24 protein-coding genes are annotated in these 21,114 nt (G+C 36.3%); 10 read left to right on the forward strand and 14 right to left on the reverse strand.

Going from position 1 to position 21,114, the window contains the following annotated elements; translation table 11 throughout:
- Positions 1-34 precede the first annotated feature (34 nt).
- The gene (locus ACUL40_RS19110; RefSeq protein WP_001147171.1) at positions 35-220 is read left to right on the forward strand and encodes a 2-hydroxymuconate tautomerase; all 186 of its coding nucleotides are present in this window, start codon (positions 35-37) and stop codon (positions 218-220) included.
- Positions 221-259: 39 nt separating this feature from the next.
- On the opposite strand, the gene ACUL40_RS19115 is transcribed toward ACUL40_RS19110, so the two are convergent.
- The 6 genes from ACUL40_RS19115 to ACUL40_RS19140 form a co-directional block, all read right to left on the reverse strand.
- The gene (locus tag ACUL40_RS19115; RefSeq protein ID WP_000262741.1) at positions 260-1,564 is read right to left on the reverse strand and encodes an HD domain-containing protein; all 1,305 of its coding nucleotides are present in this window, start codon (positions 1,562-1,564) and stop codon (positions 260-262) included.
- Between the two features lie 145 nt (positions 1,565-1,709).
- Complete coding sequence (locus tag ACUL40_RS19120; protein WP_000787724.1) at positions 1,710-2,648, reverse strand: ABC transporter substrate-binding protein; 939 nt, start codon at positions 2,646-2,648, stop codon at positions 1,710-1,712.
- Positions 2,649-2,837: 189 nt separating this feature from the next.
- Positions 2,838-3,650, reverse strand: a complete 813-nt coding sequence (locus ACUL40_RS19125) for an ABC transporter ATP-binding protein (protein WP_000212068.1) — start codon at positions 3,648-3,650, stop codon at positions 2,838-2,840.
- A gap of 15 nt (positions 3,651-3,665) precedes the next feature.
- Positions 3,666-4,682, reverse strand: coding sequence for a FecCD family ABC transporter permease (locus ACUL40_RS19130; protein ID WP_001260757.1), 1,017 nt, complete (start codon positions 4,680-4,682; stop codon positions 3,666-3,668).
- On the reverse strand, positions 4,679-5,734 hold the full coding sequence (locus ACUL40_RS19135) for a FecCD family ABC transporter permease (protein ID WP_000388294.1): 1,056 nt from the start codon (positions 5,732-5,734) through the stop codon (positions 4,679-4,681). Before ACUL40_RS19135 ends, ACUL40_RS19130 begins: the two co-directional genes overlap by 4 nt.
- 312 nt (positions 5,735-6,046) lie before the next feature.
- On the reverse strand, positions 6,047-6,271 hold the full coding sequence (locus ACUL40_RS19140) for a DUF1450 domain-containing protein (RefSeq protein WP_000526071.1): 225 nt from the start codon (positions 6,269-6,271) through the stop codon (positions 6,047-6,049).
- Positions 6,272-6,555: 284 nt separating this feature from the next.
- Between ACUL40_RS19140 and ACUL40_RS19145 the strand changes: the two genes are divergently transcribed.
- On the forward strand, positions 6,556-7,248 hold the full coding sequence (locus ACUL40_RS19145) for an RsfA family transcriptional regulator (protein WP_050229021.1): 693 nt from the start codon (positions 6,556-6,558) through the stop codon (positions 7,246-7,248).
- 128 nt (positions 7,249-7,376) lie between these two features.
- A complete protein-coding gene (locus tag ACUL40_RS19150) occupies positions 7,377-8,222 on the forward strand; it encodes a lipoate--protein ligase family protein (protein WP_050229024.1) in 846 nt (281 codons plus the stop codon).
- Between the two features lie 48 nt (positions 8,223-8,270).
- On the opposite strand, the gene pta is transcribed toward ACUL40_RS19150, so the two are convergent.
- Positions 8,271-9,242, reverse strand: coding sequence for a phosphate acetyltransferase (pta, locus tag ACUL40_RS19155; protein ID WP_000067215.1), 972 nt, complete (start codon positions 9,240-9,242; stop codon positions 8,271-8,273).
- 255 nt (positions 9,243-9,497) lie between these two features.
- On the opposite strand from pta, the gene hemQ reads away from it, so the two are divergent.
- From hemQ to gerQ, 4 genes are all read left to right on the forward strand, one after another.
- Positions 9,498-10,241: a hydrogen peroxide-dependent heme synthase gene (gene hemQ / locus ACUL40_RS19160; protein WP_001287595.1), complete on the forward strand. Its 744-nt coding sequence runs from the start codon at positions 9,498-9,500 to the stop codon at positions 10,239-10,241.
- A 199-nt stretch (positions 10,242-10,440) separates the two neighbouring features.
- Positions 10,441-11,712: a serine hydrolase gene (locus tag ACUL40_RS19165; RefSeq protein WP_445422771.1), complete on the forward strand. Its 1,272-nt coding sequence runs from the start codon at positions 10,441-10,443 to the stop codon at positions 11,710-11,712.
- 319 nt (positions 11,713-12,031) lie between these two features.
- Positions 12,032-12,454, forward strand: a complete 423-nt coding sequence (gene cwlJ, locus ACUL40_RS19170; protein ID WP_000538169.1) for a cell wall hydrolase CwlJ — start codon at positions 12,032-12,034, stop codon at positions 12,452-12,454.
- 27 nt (positions 12,455-12,481) lie between these two features.
- Positions 12,482-12,910, forward strand: a complete 429-nt coding sequence (gene gerQ, locus ACUL40_RS19175; RefSeq protein WP_000068652.1) for a spore coat protein GerQ — start codon at positions 12,482-12,484, stop codon at positions 12,908-12,910.
- 30 nt (positions 12,911-12,940) lie between these two features.
- Here gerQ and ACUL40_RS19180 read toward each other — a convergent pair whose 3' ends face one another.
- The 3 genes from ACUL40_RS19180 to ACUL40_RS19190 all read right to left on the reverse strand — a co-directional run bounded on the left by ACUL40_RS19180 (position 12,941) and on the right by ACUL40_RS19190 (position 14,660).
- On the reverse strand, positions 12,941-13,309 hold the full coding sequence (locus ACUL40_RS19180; protein ID WP_000688315.1) for a DUF423 domain-containing protein: 369 nt from the start codon (positions 13,307-13,309) through the stop codon (positions 12,941-12,943).
- Between the two features lie 64 nt (positions 13,310-13,373).
- The gene (locus ACUL40_RS19185) at positions 13,374-13,661 is read right to left on the reverse strand and encodes a YwdI family protein (protein WP_001167352.1); all 288 of its coding nucleotides are present in this window, start codon (positions 13,659-13,661) and stop codon (positions 13,374-13,376) included.
- Positions 13,662-13,667: 6 nt separating this feature from the next.
- Positions 13,668-14,660 (reverse strand): potassium channel family protein, encoded by a 993-nt coding sequence (locus ACUL40_RS19190; protein WP_000993980.1) that lies wholly within the window; start codon positions 14,658-14,660, stop codon positions 13,668-13,670.
- 95 nt (positions 14,661-14,755) lie between these two features.
- On the opposite strand from ACUL40_RS19190, the gene ACUL40_RS19195 reads away from it, so the two are divergent.
- The 3 genes from ACUL40_RS19195 to ACUL40_RS19205 all read left to right on the forward strand — a co-directional run bounded on the left by ACUL40_RS19195 (position 14,756) and on the right by ACUL40_RS19205 (position 17,591).
- Positions 14,756-16,039: a purine/pyrimidine permease gene (locus ACUL40_RS19195; protein WP_000847034.1), complete on the forward strand. Its 1,284-nt coding sequence runs from the start codon at positions 14,756-14,758 to the stop codon at positions 16,037-16,039.
- Positions 16,040-16,266: 227 nt separating this feature from the next.
- Positions 16,267-17,088 carry a Cof-type HAD-IIB family hydrolase gene (locus ACUL40_RS19200; RefSeq protein WP_000221387.1) on the forward strand — a complete coding sequence of 274 codons (822 nt, stop codon included), beginning with the start codon at positions 16,267-16,269 and terminating at the stop codon, positions 17,086-17,088.
- Positions 17,089-17,297: 209 nt separating this feature from the next.
- The gene (locus ACUL40_RS19205; RefSeq protein WP_445422770.1) at positions 17,298-17,591 is read left to right on the forward strand and encodes a DUF3817 domain-containing protein; all 294 of its coding nucleotides are present in this window, start codon (positions 17,298-17,300) and stop codon (positions 17,589-17,591) included.
- A gap of 41 nt (positions 17,592-17,632) precedes the next feature.
- On the opposite strand, the gene ACUL40_RS19210 is transcribed toward ACUL40_RS19205, so the two are convergent.
- The 4 genes from ACUL40_RS19210 to ACUL40_RS19225 are packed head-to-tail and all read right to left on the reverse strand — an operon-like array spanning position 17,633 to position 21,110.
- Positions 17,633-18,310 (reverse strand): uracil-DNA glycosylase, encoded by a 678-nt coding sequence (locus tag ACUL40_RS19210; RefSeq protein WP_000432519.1) that lies wholly within the window; start codon positions 18,308-18,310, stop codon positions 17,633-17,635.
- 19 nt (positions 18,311-18,329) lie between these two features.
- Complete coding sequence (locus ACUL40_RS19215; protein WP_063246326.1) at positions 18,330-19,322, reverse strand: ABC transporter permease subunit; 993 nt, start codon at positions 19,320-19,322, stop codon at positions 18,330-18,332.
- On the reverse strand, positions 19,315-20,232 hold the full coding sequence (locus ACUL40_RS19220; protein WP_445422769.1) for an ABC transporter ATP-binding protein: 918 nt from the start codon (positions 20,230-20,232) through the stop codon (positions 19,315-19,317). Before ACUL40_RS19220 ends, ACUL40_RS19215 begins: the two co-directional genes overlap by 8 nt.
- A complete protein-coding gene (locus ACUL40_RS19225; protein WP_002180592.1) occupies positions 20,229-21,110 on the reverse strand; it encodes an SGNH/GDSL hydrolase family protein in 882 nt (293 codons plus the stop codon). The genes ACUL40_RS19220 and ACUL40_RS19225 overlap by 4 nt, the downstream gene beginning before the upstream one ends.
- Positions 21,111-21,114: the final 4 nt, after the last annotated feature.

The raw sequence follows: 21,114 nt of genomic DNA on the forward strand, positions 1-21,114 counted from the left end.
AAGAGTGTAACTTACATAAAAGGAGCGATTGTACATGCCATACGTAACAGTGAAAATGCTAGAAGGACGCACAGAAGAACAAAAGAAAGCTCTTGCTGAGAAAGTAACAGCAGCAGTAAGCGAAACAACTGGTGCTCCTGAAGAAAACATCGTTGTTTTCATCGAAGAAATGTCTAAAAACCATTATGCAGTTGGCGGAAAACGCTTAAGCGACAAATAATTTCAAGTTTTTTCATAAGAAGCAGCCATTAGCTGCTTCTTATTTCTTTCCTTCTAACAACTCAATAATTCTCTCTTTATATTTTCCTTTTCTTCCATCTTCATAGATTAAATCATGTGGATAGAATAGCTTTTGATCCGTTCTTTTCTTACCTGTAATCGCCTCAACAATATCCGACTCACGTGAAAGCTCTCTAAGCTCTCCGTTTGGCATAAGAAGTAGGATTGGTAGACGCTCCTCTTCTTCTCCTGCACGATAAAAGTCATACGGTAAGTCTGATGTTGAATCAACTACTAAATAATACTCCGGATCAAGTCCAATCTTTTTAAATAAACTACTTAATTCCATCCAATTATCTAAACCGTGTTTATCTGTAAACTCTACATATTTAAATAGATTTCGATTCATAAAACGGCGGCATAAATCGCTTAAAATTGGATCTTCTTCTTCCTGCCATACTTGGAAGTAGTAATACATAACGTTCTCGTCTAACTTTAAATAATCCTCTACTGTTACTTCTTCTTCAAATAAAGAATAGAAATGAACAGGATGATTTTTGAATGTATAATACTTCTCGTGCAGTGATTTCGCACGGTGTAAAATCTTCGTTAAAATAACTTCTGCACTTCGTGTTACTGGGTGGAAATATACTTGCCAATACATTTGATAACGACTCATAATGTAATGCTCAACAGCATGCATACCACTATTTTTAATGACTACTTGATCCCCATACGGGCGCATTACACGCAGTATACGTTCCATATCGAAGTTTCCGTACTTTACGCCTGTAAAATAAGCATCTCTTAATAAATAATCCATACGATCCGCATCAATTTGGCTCGAAATCATACTAATTGCTAATTTATTAGTAGACGTTTTTGCAATTACATCTGCTACCTTTTGTGGAAACTCCTTATCAACACGACTTAATACATCATTAATCTCCGTATTGCCAACAATAATCTTTTGCGTAAATTTCTCATGATCTAATGAAAATACTTTTTCAAACGAGTGAGAAAATGGGCCGTGACCGACATCATGAAGTAATGCCGCACATAAACATAACAATCTATCTTCAGCATTCCAATTTGGTCTGCCATCAAACACATCATCAATCATACGACGAATAATTTCGTATACACCTAACGAATGAGTAAAGCGACTATGCTCTGCACCGTGAAATGTAAAAAATGTCGTTCCAAGCTGCTTAATACGGCGCAAGCGTTGAAATTCTTTCGTTCCGATTAAATCCCAAATAACACGATCACGCACGTGCACATATTTATGTACTGGGTCTTTAAACACTTTTGTTTCGCTGAGTTTGTCGTTTAAATATACCACTTTCCGACATCCCCCTTTCTTTACTACATTCTTACTTTATATTATAAACGAAATGAGAAACAGAAAGAAATGAAAGACTGTATTAATTCCCTTTATAAAAAGAAAAAATCACCTTTACCGAAGTAAAAGTGATTTCCTTTATACATTATTTACCTAAAACGAATTCAGCAACTTCGTCTAAGATCATATCTTTCCCTAATGGGAAGTAACCTTTGTTTAAGTCTTCATTTTTAATTGTGAATACGTGGTTGTTTTTAACAGCGTTCATGTTTTTCCAAATTGATTCTTCTTGGAATTCTTTCAAGCGCTGAGAACCGTCACCAGTTGTAAATACGAATAAGTAATCTGGGTTGTAATCGATTAAAGCTTCTTTTTGTACTTGTACTAGTGGTTTATCAGTTGGTGTACCTTTAACTGCTGGTAGTTTTAAGTCATTAAAGATTACGCTACCGTAACCGTAGTCACCGTATACGCGGAAAGCATTTGGATATGCAGCCATTTTCATAAATGTTGCTTCACCAGTTTTAGCGACGATTTTGTCATGTAATTTGCTTGCTTTTTCATCATACTTTTTGAACCATTCTTTTGTTTCTTTTTCTTTACCGAAGATTTGACCTACTTCTTCAAATTTTGGACGCCATTGATCTAATGGAGTGTTTAACATAACTGTTGGTGCAATTTTAGATAATTGATCATAAATCTTTTCTTGACGATTATTTACAAGAATTAAATCTGGTTTTGCAGCAGCTACTGCTTCGATGTTAATTTTATCGCCCCAAGCAGAACCAACTGGTTTAACGTCTTTTAGTTTCTTTTCAATATGTGCATCAATTTTTTCTTGAGATGTATTAGCAGTAATAACCGGTTTCATACCGAAAATTAATAATTCTTCTGTTGAACCACTAAGGTCAGCAATTTTCTTTGGGTTTGCAGGAATTTTAATTTCCCCTTTTGCATGTTTTACAGTGCGCTCTTCAGTCTTTGCATCTGCTTTCTTTTCTTCTTCTTTGTTAGAACAAGCTGCAAATAGTACAGAAGTCACAACTAGTACCATTGCTAATAGTGCCATTTTAAAATTCTTCATGTTCCCACTCCTTCTAGCTGTATTTATCTTATAAGTTACAACGAACTATAAGAAACAAAGATAACAAATAATTAATATATATTTATTAATTGTTGTTAATAACCCATTCTAACGGGCGTTCAACTTCCCATTCTTATATAAGAAGCTCAACGTCCATTAGAAGTCCCCCTCTTCACGAGGGGGTTCTACTTATGCTTTTTTACGCAATTGATTACTAATCATCGCTAAATCATATGTTAAACAAATTGGCTTACAGTTTACTGGACATGGAACGATTTGAGCTTCAATCTCAAATACGTTACGAAGTGTTTCACTTGTCATAACTTCATCTGGCGTTCCTTGTTTCATTAACTTACCTGCTTTTAATGCAATCATATGATCGGAGAAACGAGAAGCGTGATTTAAGTCATGGATAACCATAACAATCGTTCTACCTTCTTCTTCATTTAACTTTTTCAATAAGTTTAATACTTCTAATTGATGAGCCATATCTAAGTACGTCGTTGGTTCATCCAATACAAGTAATTCTGTTCCTTGTGCAAGAGCCATTGCAATCCAAACACGTTGACGTTGACCGCCTGATAGCGCTTCTGCTGGACGATTCGCAAATTCTTTCATTCCTGTCACTTCAAGTGCCCAGTTAATATAGCGATAATCCTCTTCTTTCAACGTGCCAAACCCTTTTTGATGAGGGAATCTTCCATATGACACAAGCTCAAATACAGTAAGACCCGTTGGCACTTCTGCAGTTTGTGGTAAAATCGCCATTTTCTTTGCAATTTCTTTCGTTGGCTGTTTCTCAATTGCTTTTCCGTCAAGATAAACAGTACCTTGCTTTGCCTTCAAAATACGAGACGCCGTTTTTAATAATGTGGACTTCCCACAACCATTTGGTCCAATAATTGTTGTAATTTTCCCTTCCGGAATTTCAACTGTTAATCCATCAATAATTAAACCTTCATTATAGCCAACCGATACCGCATCCACCGCTAAAGTTGCCATACGAAAAGCCTCCCTTTATTTTGTCCTCATAAGTAAATAAATAAAATACGGTGCACCAATTACAGAAATAACAAGACCGACTGGTATTTCTGAAGTTGTTAGTACACTTCTTGAAATTACGTCTGCGAATAAAAGTAAAAACGTTCCTATTAGCGCAGCTGTGGGCAACATAATTTGATGTTTACCACCAACAAGGCGCCTTGCTAAATGCGGGGCCATTAAACCGATAAAGCCAATTCCGCCGGCAACAGCAACAGATGCCCCTGCTAAACAAACTGCAATAAATAATAATTTACGTCTTTCTTTTTCTACGTTTACACCAAGGCCAACTGCTGTAGAATCGCCTAGGTTCATTACATTTAATATGTGTGCTTTACTTATAGCAAGCGGTAAGAAAATAACCATCCATGGAAGTACACTTAATACGAATTTCCAATCTGTACCCCATAGACTTCCCGCCAGCCAAATCGTAGCAAAACGAAAATCGTTAGATGTCATCTTCATAGAGAAAATTAAACTAACAGCTCCAAATCCAGCTGCAACGGCAATACCGACTAGTATTAATCGAGTCGATGAAACGCCGTCTTTCCATGCTAGTAAATAAATAATTACCGCTGCTAATATTGCTCCAACTAGTGCGAAGAATGGGAGAATGAATACAGATAAAAATGTACCAGTCCCTACTTTCCCGAAGAAGAAGTAGACGAATATAACAACTGTTAATCCCGCTCCAGCATTAATACCTATAATACCTGGATCAGCAAGAGGATTTCGTGATAAACCTTGCAAAATCGCGCCTGACATAGCTAAAGCAGATCCGACTAGTATAGCAATTACCATACGCGGCATACGGAATTCAAATAAAATAACAGACTGATCTTCAGCCCCTAGTCCAACCAATGACTTTAATACGTCCATTGGCGGGATTTTAAAAGTTCCTGTATTTAAACTAATAAGAAATATAGAAACGATTAGTCCTACTAAAATCGTTAATATAGAAATGTTCTTTTTTGTTAAGACACTCGTCCTCACATCTTTCCTCTCCCTTCATTACGTGCTAAGTAGAGGAAGAATGGAACCCCAATTAGCGCTGTAATTGCTCCAATTGGCGTTTCAAATGGCGGGTTAATAACGCGAGATAACATATCTGCACATTCAATTAACAGCCCACCTAAGACCGCAGAACATGGAATAACCCATCTATAGTCCGAGCCTACGAGGAAACGAGTCATATGCGGAATTACAAGACCAACAAATCCAACTGATCCTGCCATGGAAACTGCGGAACCCGTTAAAACAAGAACAAGTACTGTTCCGATAAATTTAATCAATGTCGTATTTTGACCAAGTCCAATCGCAATTTCTTCACCGAAGCTCAAAATTGTAATATATCTCGACATCATAATTGCGATAAAAAGACAAACAAGGCCAATTGGCACTAACATATTAATACTTTGCCATTTCACTCCAGCGACTCCGCCTGCATTCCACATACTCACCTCTTGGGCAAGATTGAAATACAATGCGATTCCAGATGAAATTGCCCCTAATAAAGCACTAATAGCTGCACCTGCTAAAGCTAATTTCACAGGTGTTAATCCACCTGGTGAAGAAGATCCAATTCCATATACAATGCTTGCACCAAACGCAGCTCCAATAAAAGATGCGATAACAAACATTAAATAAGGTGAATTAGGGAAAAATGCATACATAATTGCAATTCCAAATACAGCTCCATCTGTAATCCCCATTAACGATGGTGAAGCAAGTGGATTTCGCGTCATACCTTGCATAATTGCTCCTGATACCGCTAAAAAGGCACCTGCAACTACGCCCCCTATTGCTCTAGGCATGCGAAGCTCTTGAATTACGTTATGATGTGTAATAGATCCATCAAACTGAAATACAGCTTGCCATACAGTCTTTAAACTAATATCTGCAGCCCCAAAAGAAATAGAAACTGCCATGCTTAAAGCTAACAAAATTGTACCCGCTACTAAAATAATAGAAGCGATGAGCGGTCTGCTCTTAATCTCTTTAACATTCTCTTCTTGCTGTTCTATACTGCTTGCGCTCGCTTCCATCCCTCAACCATCCTAACCAACAACATATATTTATTGAAATGAAATTTATTCTCAAATAGTAATAAAAAAATTAGGTGAATTGTTATTTCCCTGATAATGATTCTCAGAATCAGACACTTCTATTCTACCTATCGCTTTAAAAGACTGTCAACCATTATTTTGAAATATAAATTTATACAAATTGGTATTTTAATACAAAAGTTATGTTCATCCTTTAGAAAATGTTCGTCCACACAAGAGTACTTTCGCAGAATAAATCATTCCTCTTATGGGCATAAAAAAAGAAGAGTAATCTTTTCACTCTTCTTTTTCTTACTTATTTAACTTTGCTTCAATTTTCACGATTAACTCATCTTCTGTTGGAGCCGCAACTGGACGGTTATTTACAAATGCGAATGATTTTTTACGACCAGGACCACAGTAAGACTGACATCCAACTTCAATCGTTGCACATGAATCTACTTTTTTTAACTTCGGAACTAACGTTTTAATGTTCGTTGCCTGACAGTCATCGCACACGCGAAACTCGTTTCCCATTACATAACACTTCCTCTATTTTAAACTTTTCTCAAGTACATTTAAAAATAAACACTAAATGGTATTTTACCGCTCTTTGAAGCTCGTTGCAAGTTTCCCTACAAAGCCTATTCTCTACATAATGATATATATTTATATGCTCTCCTACAGAAGCGCTCACCATTCATGGGAAAATTTTTACCTTTCATCGAAATCTACCATATTTTTAAAAGCTTTGTATAAAAGTTTATTTTTTTGCCCATTATAAAAATAGGAAGTTCATAAAAAGAAAGGGAGTTGAATCTATGAAAGTAAGACAAGATGCTTGGACAGATGAGGATGATTTATTACTTGCTGAAACGGTACTTCGTCATGTTAGAGAAGGAAGTACGCAATTAAATGCATTTGAGGAAGTAGGGGATCAGTTAAATCGTACATCTGCTGCTTGTGGTTTCCGCTGGAATGCTGTTGTTCGCTATAGCTATGAACAAGCTCTTCAACTAGCAAAAAAACATCGTAAAGATAAAATGCGTGCTGCAAGCGGTGAACAAGCGAAAAAACGTTTACTTTATACACCACCAGCTTCAGATTCGATAACTGATTATGAAGAATTAGTACAAGAAGAATCAATCGTACAATATAAAGAAGCTATTCCATATCAAGAATCTACTGCTCCTGCTGCAAGAGGCTCTATGACAATGCAAGATGTTATTTATTTTTTACAAACAGTCGGATCTTCAAATATAAAAGTGACAGCTCTTGAAAACGAGAATACGAGATTGAAACAAGAAATTAAAGCACAAATCCTTCGGAATGAGGAACTAGAAAAGAAACTAGAAAAATTAGAAAAGCAATCTCATACTGTACAAGAAGATTACGAAACACTTATGAACATTATGAACCGTGCTCGTAAATTGGCAGTCATGGATGACGAAGAACGTTCTCAAACATCTTTCCGAATGGACCGAAACGGTAATTTAGAAAAAATTGCAGAATAAGAAGGATGCATGCAATGCATCCTTTTTATTATTTCACCTTTAAGCTCCCCCTTTATATGTGAGAAAACTCCATTCTTCATTTTTTGCTATAATAGAGATTGTCATTTTAAAGATAAGGGGTTAGTTATATGAGCAATTCCCGTTCCATTTTATCTCAGCCAGAGTGGCGCATTGTAGATCAGTCTAGTTTGGGACCAACATTCCATGCACTTCAGTCATTCGCAATGGATGACACATTATGCACAAGCATTGGAAATGGCAAGTCAGCCGCAACAATGCGTTCTTGGGTTCATCACAATACAATTGTCCTTGGCATTCAAGATTCACGCCTTCCGCATTTAGAAGAAGGTATTTCTTTTTTAAAACAACACAACTTCAATGTTATTGTTCGTAATTCTGGCGGGCTTGCAGTCGTGCTTGATGAAGGTGTTTTAAACGTATCACTTTTATTCCAAGAAACAGAAAAAGGTATCGATATTGATCTTGGATACGATACAATGTGGCATTTGATTAAGGAGATGTTAAAGGATTACGACGTTACTATCGAGGCAAAAGAAATTGTTGGCTCTTACTGTCCTGGTAGTTATGACTTAAGTATTCGCGATCAAAAATTCGCTGGTATTTCACAACGTCGTATTCGCGGGGGGGTCGCTGTCCAAATTTATCTCTGTGCTACCGGAAGTGGCTCTGAGCGTGCCGCACTCGTTCGTGATTTCTACAACCTAGCAATTCAAGGAGAAGAAACACGCTTTACGTACCCTGAAATTGTACCAAGTACGATGGCCTCACTCTCAGAATTACTTGGCGAAACCATTACAGTACAAGATTTAATGATGCGTCTTTTAAAAACATTGCAGCAATTCGCTTCAAAGTTAACACCATCTCAATTAACAATAGACGAGATTCCTTTATATGAGACGAATTTACAACGTATTATTGATCGTAATAATAAAGCACTTGGCTTAGAAAAATAAAGACCGTCGCTATTATAGCGACGGTCTTTATTTCAATTCATTATAGAATTAAAGTGCTTGAGCTGCTGTAATTAAAGCTAACTTGTACACTTCTTCTTCGTTACATCCACGAGATAGATCATTTACAGGCATGTTTAAGCCTTGTAAGATTGGTCCTACTGCTTCGAAGTTACCTAAACGTTGAGCGATTTTGTAGCCAATATTACCAGCTTCTAAGCTTGGGAATACGAATACGTTAGCATCACCTTTAATTGTAGAACCTGGAGCTTTTTTCTCAGCTACAGATGGTACGAATGCAGCATCGAATTGGAATTCTCCATCTAAAGTTAACTCAGGAGCCATTTCTTTTGCAATGCGAGTTGCTTCTACAACTTTTTCTGTTTCTGGAGATTTCGCAGAACCTTTTGTAGAGAAGCTTAACATAGCAACGCGTGGATCAATGCCGAATAACTCAGCAGTTTTCGCACTTTCGATACCGATTTCAGCTAAATCTTGGCTGTTTGGTGCAATGTTAATTGCGCAATCAGCGAATACATATTTCTCTTCTTCACGTACCATGATGAATACGCCAGAAGTTTTTGTAACGCCTGGTTTTGTTTTAATAATTTGAAGTGCTGGACGAACTGTATCAGCTGTAGAGTGAGCTGCACCACTTACTAAACCGTGTGCTTTGCCCATGTATACAAGCATTGTACCGAAGTAGTTTTCGTCTTTAAGGATTTTGCGAGCGTCTTCTTCAGTTGCTTTACCTTTACGGCGTTCAACGAAAGATGCTACCATTGCATCCATTTCTTCGTATGTAGCTGGGTCGTAAATATCAACGCCTGCTAATGTTAAATTCATGCTAGCAGCTTTTGCGCTAATTTCTTCCTTATTACCAACTAAGATTGGTTTTACTAACTCTTCTTTCGCTAAACGCTCTGCAGCGCCTAAAATTCTTTCATCAGTTCCTTCAGGAAGTACGATAGAAATGCCTTTTCCTTGAACTTTTTCTTTTACTGTTGTAAATAAGTTGCTCACGAATAAACCCTCCTACATATGTTAAAAAAACTCTATCTTTAAGAATACTGCTTTTCTTCTATATTTTAAACTTATAGCTCCCAAAAAATAGATAAAATAAAAATGATTATATTTTCATAAAATTCAGCCGTTAAATTCACCTTGCTTAAACACTTAAATGTGACAATTTTATGCGCCAAGGTTTTATATAGATGATTTTAAAACTATATATGCTATAGTTAACGTGTAAAACTATCATTAACTGAGGTGAATAGAATGAGTGAAGCAACAACAACGTTAGATGGCTGGTATTGTTTACATGATTTACGTTCTATTGATTGGGCTGCATGGAAAACATTATCTAGCGACGAACGCGGACAAGCAGTGTCTGAATTTTTAAATGTCGTTGAAAAATGGAACGAAGTAGCTACTGCGAAAAAAGGTAGTCACGCAATGTATACAGTTGTTGGCCAAAAAGCTGATATTATGCTTATGATTTTACGTCCAACAATGGAAGAGTTAAATGAAATTGAGACAGAATTGAATAAAACAACTTTAGCTGAATATATGGTTCCTGCATATTCTTACGTATCTGTTGTTGAATTAAGCAACTACCTTCCAGCTGATGAGGATCCATACCAAAACCCGCAAATTTTAGCTCGTTTATATCCTGAATTACCGAAAGCAAATCATATTTGCTTCTATCCAATGGATAAGCGTCGCCAAGGTGATGACAACTGGTACATGCTTCCTATGGAAGAACGTAAAAAAATGATGTACAGCCATAGTAAAATTGGTCGTCAATACGCAGGTAAAGTACGCCAAGTGATTTCAGGATCTGTTGGATTCGACGATTTCGAATGGGGCGTAACATTATTCGCTGACGATGTTCTTCAATTTAAGAAACTTATATACGAAATGCGCTTCGATGAAGTAAGTGCTCGTTATGGTGAATTTGGAACATTCTTCGTTGGAAACATTTTACCAGACGAAAAAGTAGAGAAATTTTTACACATATAAATGGTGAAAAGGAACGAAATTCGTTCCTTTTTTTATTCTTCTCTATATTTATCCTCAAAAATCTCCTTTTTTCTACACTTTTGAAGAAAAACCAACATTTTTTCAAATTTCTTGTAAAATTGTAACCTTTTTATATGTAAAGATATGCTAAAATGATACGAGCTATATGCTAAATAACGATGCGAAGGTGATAATCTATATGAAAAAAATCTTGTCTATTTTACTATTGCTTGTATTGTCAATTTCTTCCTTAGGAGTAACAACATCCCATGCGGAAGAAAAAATACATATTGAGGCGGCTGCTGCACTTTTATTTGATGCAGATACAGGAAAAATACTTCACGAGCAAAATCCAGATGAATTGCTAGCTATTGCTAGTATGTCAAAATTAATTGTTGTTTACGCTGTTTTAGAAGCAATTAAAGAAGGAAAAATCACATGGGATACGAAAGTAAATATTTCTGATTACGCTTATGAAGTCTCTCGTAATAATGAATTCTCTAATGTACCGTTCGAAAAAGGACGTCAATATACTGTAAAAGAATTATATCATTCTATTGTTATATTCTCTGCAAATGGATCTAGTATTGCTTTAGCAGAACTTCTTGCAGGAAGTGAGAAAAACTTCTTAAATCTTGCAAATGAACATGCTAAAAAGCTAGGATTAAAGAAATATAAATTTGTAAACGCTACTGGCTTAAATAACGCTGACTTAAAAGGAAAACATCCTGAGGGTACTGATCCAAATGCAGAAAACTCTATGTCAGCTCGTGATATGGGTATGCTTTCAAAAGCAATGATTACAAAGTATCCAGAAATGCTAGAGGATACAAAACAAAGATTTAGAAACTTCCCAAACAATCACCCAAAACCAATTCGTATGGAAAACTGGAATTGGATGTTACCAGGAGCTGCTTTCGCTTATGAAGGTACTGATGGTTTAAAAACCGGAAGTTCTGATACAGCTGGATACGGATTTACCATTACTGCTAAACGTGGTGATGTACGTCTTATCTCGGTTATTATTAAAACAAAATCAATGGATGAACGTTTCACGGAATCTCGTGAATTAATCGAATATGGATTTAATAACTTTGAAAAACAAAAACTAAAAGTTAATAAAAACAATACAATCTCTGTAGTAAAAGGGAAAGAAGACCAAGTAACTGTTGCACCCGAAAAAGAAATAACAGTAATTGCGAAAAAAGGTAGCAAAGAGCCTTATAAAATTGGAACTGAATTAGATAAATCTCTTTCTGAAGATGGACATTTAGTTGCCCCTATTAAGAAAGATACCAAAGTAGGCTCAATTACTTTAGAATCAACTGATAAATATGGTTTCTTAGACGGTAGTAAAAGTATGAAAGTTACTGCAAAAACGACAGAGGAAGTTGAAAAAGCAAATTGGTTTGTGTTAACAATGCGCTCTATTGGTGATTTCTTCTCAAACTTATGGTCTAAAATTTTTTAATAAAAAAGCTGGCTCACGCTAGCTTTTTTTATTTTCCACTCTCAATGTAAAACTTCGTTTGGTTGTCATATCTGAGTCCTTTTTCTCATACGTATGAACTAGTAATTGTTACACACTTCATCTAGAAATAAAGTGAAACTTTAATCAGTGGGGGAATCCCCCGCTGATTATTAGTTGAACCAATCGGGCGTTTACGGGCAGTTTGATCTCCCATCTAATTTCTTTACTTCAACCAAATTTTAGGGCAGGAGTCTTACTGCCCGTTAATGCGGGATAAACCTCTTTCCAAAAGGTATTACAAAAAGAGAGGTGACACATAATGGGCGTTATTGCTTATAACGAAGAAGATGTAAAGTTGTTGGCTAGACTGATGCGTGCTGAAGCCGAAGGAGAAGGGCAACAAGGAATGTTAATGGTCGGAAACGTTGGAGTAAATCGTGTCCGCGGAAATTGTTTAGATTTTAGAAAAATACGTAATTTACGTCAAATGGTTTATCAAAATCCTGGTGGTTTTGAGGCAACACAAAAAGGGTATTTTTATCAAAGAGCCAGGGAACAAGATATCGCCTTAGCAAGGCGAACTATTCAAGGACAACGTTTTTGGCCCGCTAACTTTGCCTTATGGTTCTTTAGACCTGAAGGTCCTTGTCCGCCAACTTGGTATAACCAACAAAACTCTGGTCGCTTCAAAAAGCACTGCTTCTTCCAACCATCTGGCGAAGACTGCCCTAGCGTATATTAAGAGATGAAAATGAGGAGGGATTTTTGAATGGCACAGCAACAAAATCCGTACTATGGAACAGGTTTTTATCAACCATCTGGAACTTATGTACAACCGCAACAAATGACTCAACAACAGCAGCAAGCGATGCAACAACAAACAGCTCAAGCTGCGCAAGCTCAATATGCAATTTCTCAAGGCATGTTACCTCTAGAGCAATCCTATATTGAAAATATCCTTCGTTTAAACAAAGGTAAGCAAGCTACAGTTGTAATGACTTATGAACGTGGCAGTTCCCTTGGTACACAATCTTATACAGGTATTATTGAAGCAGCTGGCCGTGACCATATCGTTATTAGTGAACCGCAATCAGGAAAACGCTATTTACTATTAATGATCTACTTAGATTACGTAGAATTTCCAGAAGAAATTACGTATTTACCTAGTCAACAAGCAACTTATACTCCAAGACCATAAAAAAAGCTGGCAAATGCCAGCTTTTGTTTTTTATAATCCTTTTACAACTGCAGTCCCTACTAGAATCCACGCCACAATAAACGCTACACCACCAAGAGGTGTAATTGGGCCAAAGAACTTAATGCCTGTCGTACTTAATGCATACAAACTACCTGAGAACATAATAATCCCAGCTACCATTAGCCAACCAGCAGTAGTTAAAAGTGATGATTGAACCTTATCCATCAATAAAGCAACTACGAATAATCCACCTGCATGAAACATCTGATATGTAACGCCTGTTTTCCAAACTTCTAACATTTTCGCAGAAATTTTATTTTCTAAACCGTGTGCTCCAAAGGCCCCTAACGCAACAGATAGCCCCGCTGCAATACAACCTAGTAAAAAGAAAATTTTCATCTTAATTCCCCTTTTTTACCTTTATCATAAGCAATTTTTTCATATAAGCCAAACGATTTATCTCCTAAAAATCAAATAAAGAATTACCGTTTGCATCACTTTCTTTTATATATACCGGCTCCCCAGAAACAGGTGCAATTGGTTGCATAGTTGTTACTGGTTGTGATCCAATTACTTGCGATGGAATTTGCGGTTCTCTATATGTAGATGTTTCAACTTGTTCATCTAATAATAAGTCACATAAAGCACGCACAACTAATAAATGTTCTTTTGACTTTTGTCCTTCACTACTTTTTGCCTTCGCAATTTCATTCGCCATTTTATTTAAAATCTTGTCGCTAGATATTTGCATTCCTTCTCACCTCGTACTTTGTAATTCTTTCTCGAATTGCCCCAATTTCTCTACTGAACCAAATACTATTATCATATCACGTTCTTTCAATTTTTCCTGCCCTGCTGGATTATGTATAATATCCCCATTTCTTGAAATCGCTAATATTGTTACATCAAACTGATTCCTTACATTACTCTCTAGTAACGATTTACCAACTAATATTGAATCTTTTCCAACTAGAATTTCTTCAATGACAAATGACTGTTCTATTCCATACAACACTGTATCAATATAATGAACGGTTAATGGATTTGCAATACCTTTTGCGATATGAATACCCGCCATACTAGATGGATTAATAACCTTATTTGCACCGGCACGCCTTAATTTCTCTTCAGTTTCTGGCTTTTCAGATCTCGCCACAATTTTAATCGTATCGTTTAACCCTCTTGCTGTTAATGTAATAAATACATTTTCGGCATCATTTGCAACAATAGCAACTAAACCAGCTGCTTTTAAAATTCCGGCATTATGTAATACTTGATCTTCCGTTGCATCTCCATGTACAAATAAAAGCTTTTCCTGCTCCAATATACTTTCATCTTTATCAACAACGACAAATGGAATATTCTTTTCTTGCAATTCATGTACAACTTGAAGCCCCACTCTACCGCAACCACATACTATAATATGATTTTTCAACTGCGCTATTTGTTTATCCATCTTCTTCCTCCGTACTGCATGAAATAAATTCCCTTCAATAATCATAGCTGCCACTACCCCAATTGCATACGTAACAATACCTACGCCAACAGGAATAATAAGAAGCGCAAATACTTTCCCCGCTTGCGTTACAGGAACAGCATCTCCGTATCCAACAGTCAATACAGTAATCATTGTCATCCAAAATGCTTGAAACAAACTAATCTCTTCAATCGTCATAAATCCTATCGTTCCTAGAATTACAACAAAAGTCATACATATAACTGCTATCCATAATTGCTTACGTGCATTCATACCGTGTTTCAACTCTTTTCTCTATCTACAATCTTTGCCAGTGGAAATAAAATACGTATATACTAGATACGGAATCTATGAAAGAGGTTGATATAATGAAGACATTTCTTTCCGCCTTACAATGGGCACTATTTATTTTAGCTGGAAGCCTTATTGTACCAATTAGTGTCGCAACTAGTTATGGTCTTGATGGCGCTGAAGCTATCGCATTCGTACAAAGAACGTTATTTGTTCTAGGCTTTGCTGGTCTCTTGCAAGCTATATTTGGGCATAAACTTCCTATTCAAGAAGGTCCTGCTGGCCTTTGGTGGGGAATTTTCTCCCTTTACGCAAGTTTAGGCGTCGTATTATTTGGATCAAGCAATGAGACACTTAAAGTTCTTCAATATGCTTTCTTATTAAGCGGTATTATTTGTATTATTCTTAGCGTTTTTGGACTTATTGATAAACTCGTTCGCTATTTTACACCGACAGTCATTGGAACGTATTTATTTCTTCTTGTCGCGCAGCTTAGTGGCTCCTTCTTAAAGGGAATGTTTGGCCTTGATGGAAAACATACAGAAGTACAACCTAACGTATTTATTCTTTCACTCATTGTTATTTTACTATCCTTTTTCATCATGAAGCTACCTATTATTGGACAATATTCCGTTCTTTTCAGTATCGTATGCGGCTGGATATTATTCGCATGTTTCGGATTATCTAATCCAATAACACCAGTGACAGACATAATCCGTTTTCCATCCTTATTTGTTTTCGGAATGCCTCGTGTTGAATGGAACATGGTAATTACGGTCATTTTCGTTACACTCTTACTTCTAACAAATATGTTAGCAAGTATTCGCGTTGTACAAAAGGTTGTCTCTAAATATGAAGAAAACGCTGCATCAGATCGTTTTAAACAAGCTGGCATTATAACAGGAATCAACCAATTGCTAGGCGGCCTATTTTCAGCTATTGGGCCTGTCGCTATTTCTGGATCAGCAGGTTTTATTGCAACGACTAATATTTATAAACGTCTCCCGTTTATATTAGGGTCAAGCTTTATTATTGTTGTTAGTATATTTCCAAAGATTACTTCATTCTTTGCAGCAATCCCTGTTGCAGTTGGTTATGCCGCTATTTATCCTGTATTCGCAAGCATGATTGGTCTCGCCTTTCGAGAATACGAAACTGTCCAGGATAAAGAACGATTATTTAAAGTAGCCGGTCTTTCAATCTTTACAGGAGTCGGAGTTATGTTTGTTCCAGCAGGAGCATATTCCACACTTCCACCATTTCTAGCATCGTTTTTAAGTAATGGTCTCGTTCTTGGATCTGTAATGGCAATCTTGCTAGAAATACTATTTTCTCGTTCCGCTGCAAAACAAATATCGTAAATTGGAAAACTTCCATTATTGCACTCTACCTTTAGAGTTGTTACGATAAAATCAAACTTTAATCATTGGGGTTTTATTCTTCCCCAATGATTATTAACCAATATTATGAGCAACAACTCATAATAATTTATCTACTTCTTTTCAAAGAGGTTTGATGTCTTACTATTATTCCTCAACATCTTCATGAACATGTATTTTGATTTCAATTAAAGAAAGGAATTTTCTATATGACTTATAAAATGATTGTTTTAGATTTAGATGATACTTTATTACGTGATGACCATACTATTTCACCTCGTACGAAAGAAGCGTTAATGACTGCACAAGAGCAAGGGGTAAAGGTTGTACTTGCTTCTGGACGTCCAACGTTTGGTATGCGCAATGTAGCCAAAGAACTTCGCTTAGAAGAATACGGCAGTTTCATTCTATCTTTTAATGGCGCAAAAATTATTAACTGTAAAACAAACGAAGAAATCTTTAGTAGTACACTATCTCCTGAAATCGTTCACAACCTATTTGAAATTAGTAAAACTGAAGATGTATGGATTCATACTTATATGGGCGATGATATCGTAACGGAAGAAAATAATCCTTATACTGAAATTGAGGGCGATATTACTGGTATGCCAATTGTTGTAGTAGATGACTTTAAAGCCGCAGTTAAAGAGCCTGTAGTAAAAGTATTAATGAATAAAGAAGCTGAACGCCTTGTTGAAGTTGAAAAGAAACTTCAACAACAACTAGAAGGCCAATTAAGCGTGATGCGTTCGAAACCATTCTTCTTAGAATTTACAGAAGCCGGTGTTACAAAAGGAACGAGCTTAAACAAACTGATTCAAAAGCTTGGCATTAAGCGTGAAGAAGTTATCGCAATGGGCGATAGCTATAACGACCAAGCAATGATTGAATTTGCTGGTCTTGGCGTTGCAATGGGCAATGCACCTGATGATATTAAAGAAATTGCGAACTACGTAACAGATACAAATATGAACGATGGTGTTGCAAAAGTTGTAGAGAAATTCGTTTTAAAAACGGATGTACTTGTTTAATATTTTCATTCACAAAACCTATTTGAAGTCAAATACTTCAAATAGGTTTTTATTTAAATTCTCATGCTTTTGTGACTATATTTTGAACTTTGCACTATTCTCGTAGTGTAAACTTTCTTTTTGTATATAATGAAACAAAATAGACTATTTTATTTTGAAAAAGAATACAAATTTACTATATACAAGCATACGTTAAAGGAGGCTACTTTATGTTATCTACACCAATCGGACGATTAAGAGCAATTGGACTAGTTGAGGGTATTTCTTTCCTATTACTATTATTTGTAGCAATGCCATTGAAATATTTTGCAGGATTTGCAACAGCTGTTAAAATTACAGGCATGGCTCATGGTGTTCTATTTATTCTATTCATCTTTGCAGTAATTCAAGTAACAATCGTACACCGTAAATCAATTTTATGGGCACTTGGAGCATTCGTTTCATCAGTTATCCCATTTGGTACTTTTGTACTAGATGCAAAATTAAAGAACGAGCAACACTGATAATAAAAAGGTAGTTAACAACTGTTAACTACCTTTTCTATTTATAAATTTGGAATTTCCCAATCAATTTCTCTTTCGCCCATATTAGCTAAAATTGTATTTATTTTAGAATATGGCTTACTACCAAAGAAACCACGTCTTGCCGATAATGGGCTTGGATGTACAGATTCGATAATATGATGATTCGGATTCGTAATTAATTTCTTCTTCGCCTGCGCATGGCGCCCCCACAATATGAAAATAACTGGCTTTTCACGTTCGTTCAACAGTTCAATTACACGATCTGTGAAGTGCTCCCATCCTTTTCCCTTATGAGAATTTGCTTCGCCTTGACGAACTGTTAATACGGTATTTAGTAATAATACTCCTTGTTCCGCCCATTTTACTAAATAACCGTTATTCGGGATTTCATAACCATATTCATCTCGAAGTTCTTTATACATATTTAACAATGACGGTGGTGTTTTAACACCAGGTTGCACAGAAAAGCTTAAACCATGCGCTTGATTCGGTCCATGATATGGATCTTGCCCTAAAATGACAACCTTTGTATTTTCATAACTTGTATACTGAAGAGCGTTAAAAATATCTTCTACCTTCGGATAAACAACATGCGTGCTGTATTCTTCTGTCAAAAAACTGGATAGAGTAAGATAATACTCTTTCTCGAATTCTGGTGCCAATAGTGGCTCCCAATCATTCTTTAAAACATTTTCCATACTGTCACTTCCTGTCTAATTAATTCACCATATCCTGTCTTGTAAATACTACGAACGAAATAACAAGAGAAATAACTGCCCAAACAGTTAAATTCATCAAAGAAAACCCCATCGATAAACCTTGTAATGCAGGTAATTTTCCTGATAAATAATCCGTTAATGATAAATTCACACTAAAAATATATTTGGCGCCTTCCCAAGATGTTGCGAACGAGCTTAAAATACCGCCTGCAATTAATGCAGCTAGCATAACGCCCATACCAGCTGGTGTATTACGAATTAAAACAGAGACCATAAATGATATAGTTCCGACAACGATAGCAACAAACCAGGCTAGTCCATACGCCATTAAGATGTATTGCCACTGCGGAATAAGATGTACAAAGTTCGTATTTAACGTTTCCTTATCAATGACGAATCCTGTTAAAACAGGTAAATTCCATCCCGAGTACCCAAATACAAGCCCTGATAATATGTAAGCAAACAAACCTACAAGAAACAGTATGAGCGAAATGAAAAATAACATCGTCACGTATTTACTAAGGAGTATTTTCCAGCGCCGAATCGGCCGCGTAAGTAACATCTTCATCGTCCCATCACTTCGTTCTCCTGAAACGATATCAATGGCGACAATCATTACGAGAAGCGGAATAAATAATGTAATTCCTTGTTCAATAAATGCTCTGACAAAAGTCGGTGCACCCGGTGCCATCGGATTAATATTATGATCTAAATAATATTGTTGTTGCTCAACTCTTACCTTTAACCAATCACGCCATTCTTCTGGCAACCTAGAATTGTTCAACCGGTTCTGAGAATCAACAATTTGCTGTTGCAATGAAACCTTCCAATCAGTTGTACCGAGTCTTTTTTGTGTCGTTTCTATTTCACGATACTGCGCGTACACAAAAAGCGGGATCAAGATTGCTAAAATAAGCATGACAACAAAAATACGTTTCTTGCGGTAAATCTTTTCTGATTCATTTAAAACTAGATTCGCAAATTCACGCATGCTGCTCACCCCTTGTGAGTTCAATAAATAAATCTTCTAGCGTAAATACAAGCTCCTTAACGCTATGTACATCTATTTCATTTGCGACAAAGTGTTTATTCCAACTACTTATAGATGCAATATCCATGCGGCATAGTAATCGATCGCCTTCTACACTCACTTCCCTTACTTCTTCGGCCGCTTCTAGCATATCTTTCGCCTTAGAAATCGGTGTAACAATCCATTCTACATGATCACTTGCTGTTTTAATTAATTCTTCAACCTTGGCAACTGTTATCATCTTTCCTTTATGAATAATAGCAACGCGATCGCATATCATTTGCACTTCACTTAGCAAGTGACTTGAAATAAACACGCTCATATTTTCTTCTTTCACAAGCTTATGTATAAATTCCCTAAGTTCTCTAATCCCTGCTGGATCTAAACCATTCGTTGGCTCATCTAATATGAGCAATTTCGGATTCCCAAGGAGCGCCTGTGCAATTCCAAGGCGTTGTTTCATACCAAGTGAGTACGTTTTTACCTTGTCATGAATTCTTTCATCTAAATGAACCATTTCAGCAATTTCGATAATACGTTCATCTGATATATCACCTAACATACGAGCAAATTGCTTTAAATTTTCCCATCCCGTTAAATATGTATACAACTCTGGGTTTTCAACGATACTCCCAATTTGACGCATCGCTTCTCTGAAATTTCCCTTAATCGAATAACCACCGATAGAAATCGTACCTTCTGTCGCCTTAATCAATCCGACTAACATTCGAATGGTAGTCGTCTTTCCAGCACCATTTGGTCCTAAGAACCCGAACACTTCTCCTTGCTTTACATCAAAGGAAATATTCTCTACAAGAGTCTTCTTTCCAATTACCTTCTTCAAGTCTCGTACGGAAAGTATCGTCGTCATTTTACCCCTCCTTGTTCTAGTTTTAATTTACTTACAACATTTTGAACTAAACGTTCTGCCATATACGTATAACCTACTTCGTTCGGATGAAAATGATCAGAGTATAATAAATCTTTCCCGCGGTTTTGGAATAAATCAAATGTCGGTGTAATATACACATTTTTATCGTTTAGCGCTAATTTCTCTAAAGATGCATTCCAGTCCACAACAATGTTTGAAGACCCTTTTAAATCTTCTACATCTTCAAAAGGATTGTATAAACCAAGCCAAAAAATCGGACTATCTGTATTTAATTTACGAATTTCTTCTATAATTTTCTTTGCTTCATTTTGAAACGTCTCTGTGTCAGGACGATACGTCTCTAAATCTATTTTCCCAAGTGATTCCCAGCCTGGGAACAAATCATTTCCACCAATCGTTAACACAATTACATCTGCTTGCTTAATTGAATATTGAGCGCCATTACTTTCAATTTGTTTTAATAAATCGGGCATTTTTGCACCACTAACTGCTAAATTTGTTAATGCAATTTTTTGCTTATAATCTTTTTGTAAATCCTCTTTCATTCGCCCAACATAGCCAATTCCTTCTTTATCACCAACGCCACGCGTTAATGAATCACCTAAACTAACGATTTGTAACGTTCCCATTTTCTTTTTCTCTTTTGCCACTACATCGGTCTTTTTAATTAAATTTGAAGCTTTCGGATTTAATACATCATTTACACCTGAAACAAAGCCATATGCAAATAAACAGAAAGATGCAATTGTAATGAGTAGAATTACTTTTACTACTTTTGATCTCATATCAAAACCCCTTTTAGCCCTCATAGATTGTCCATAATTATACCAAACGAAATTTTGAAAAGCGATTTTCACACCT

The sequence above is a fragment of the Bacillus sp. KNSH39 genome (assembly GCF_052656585.1).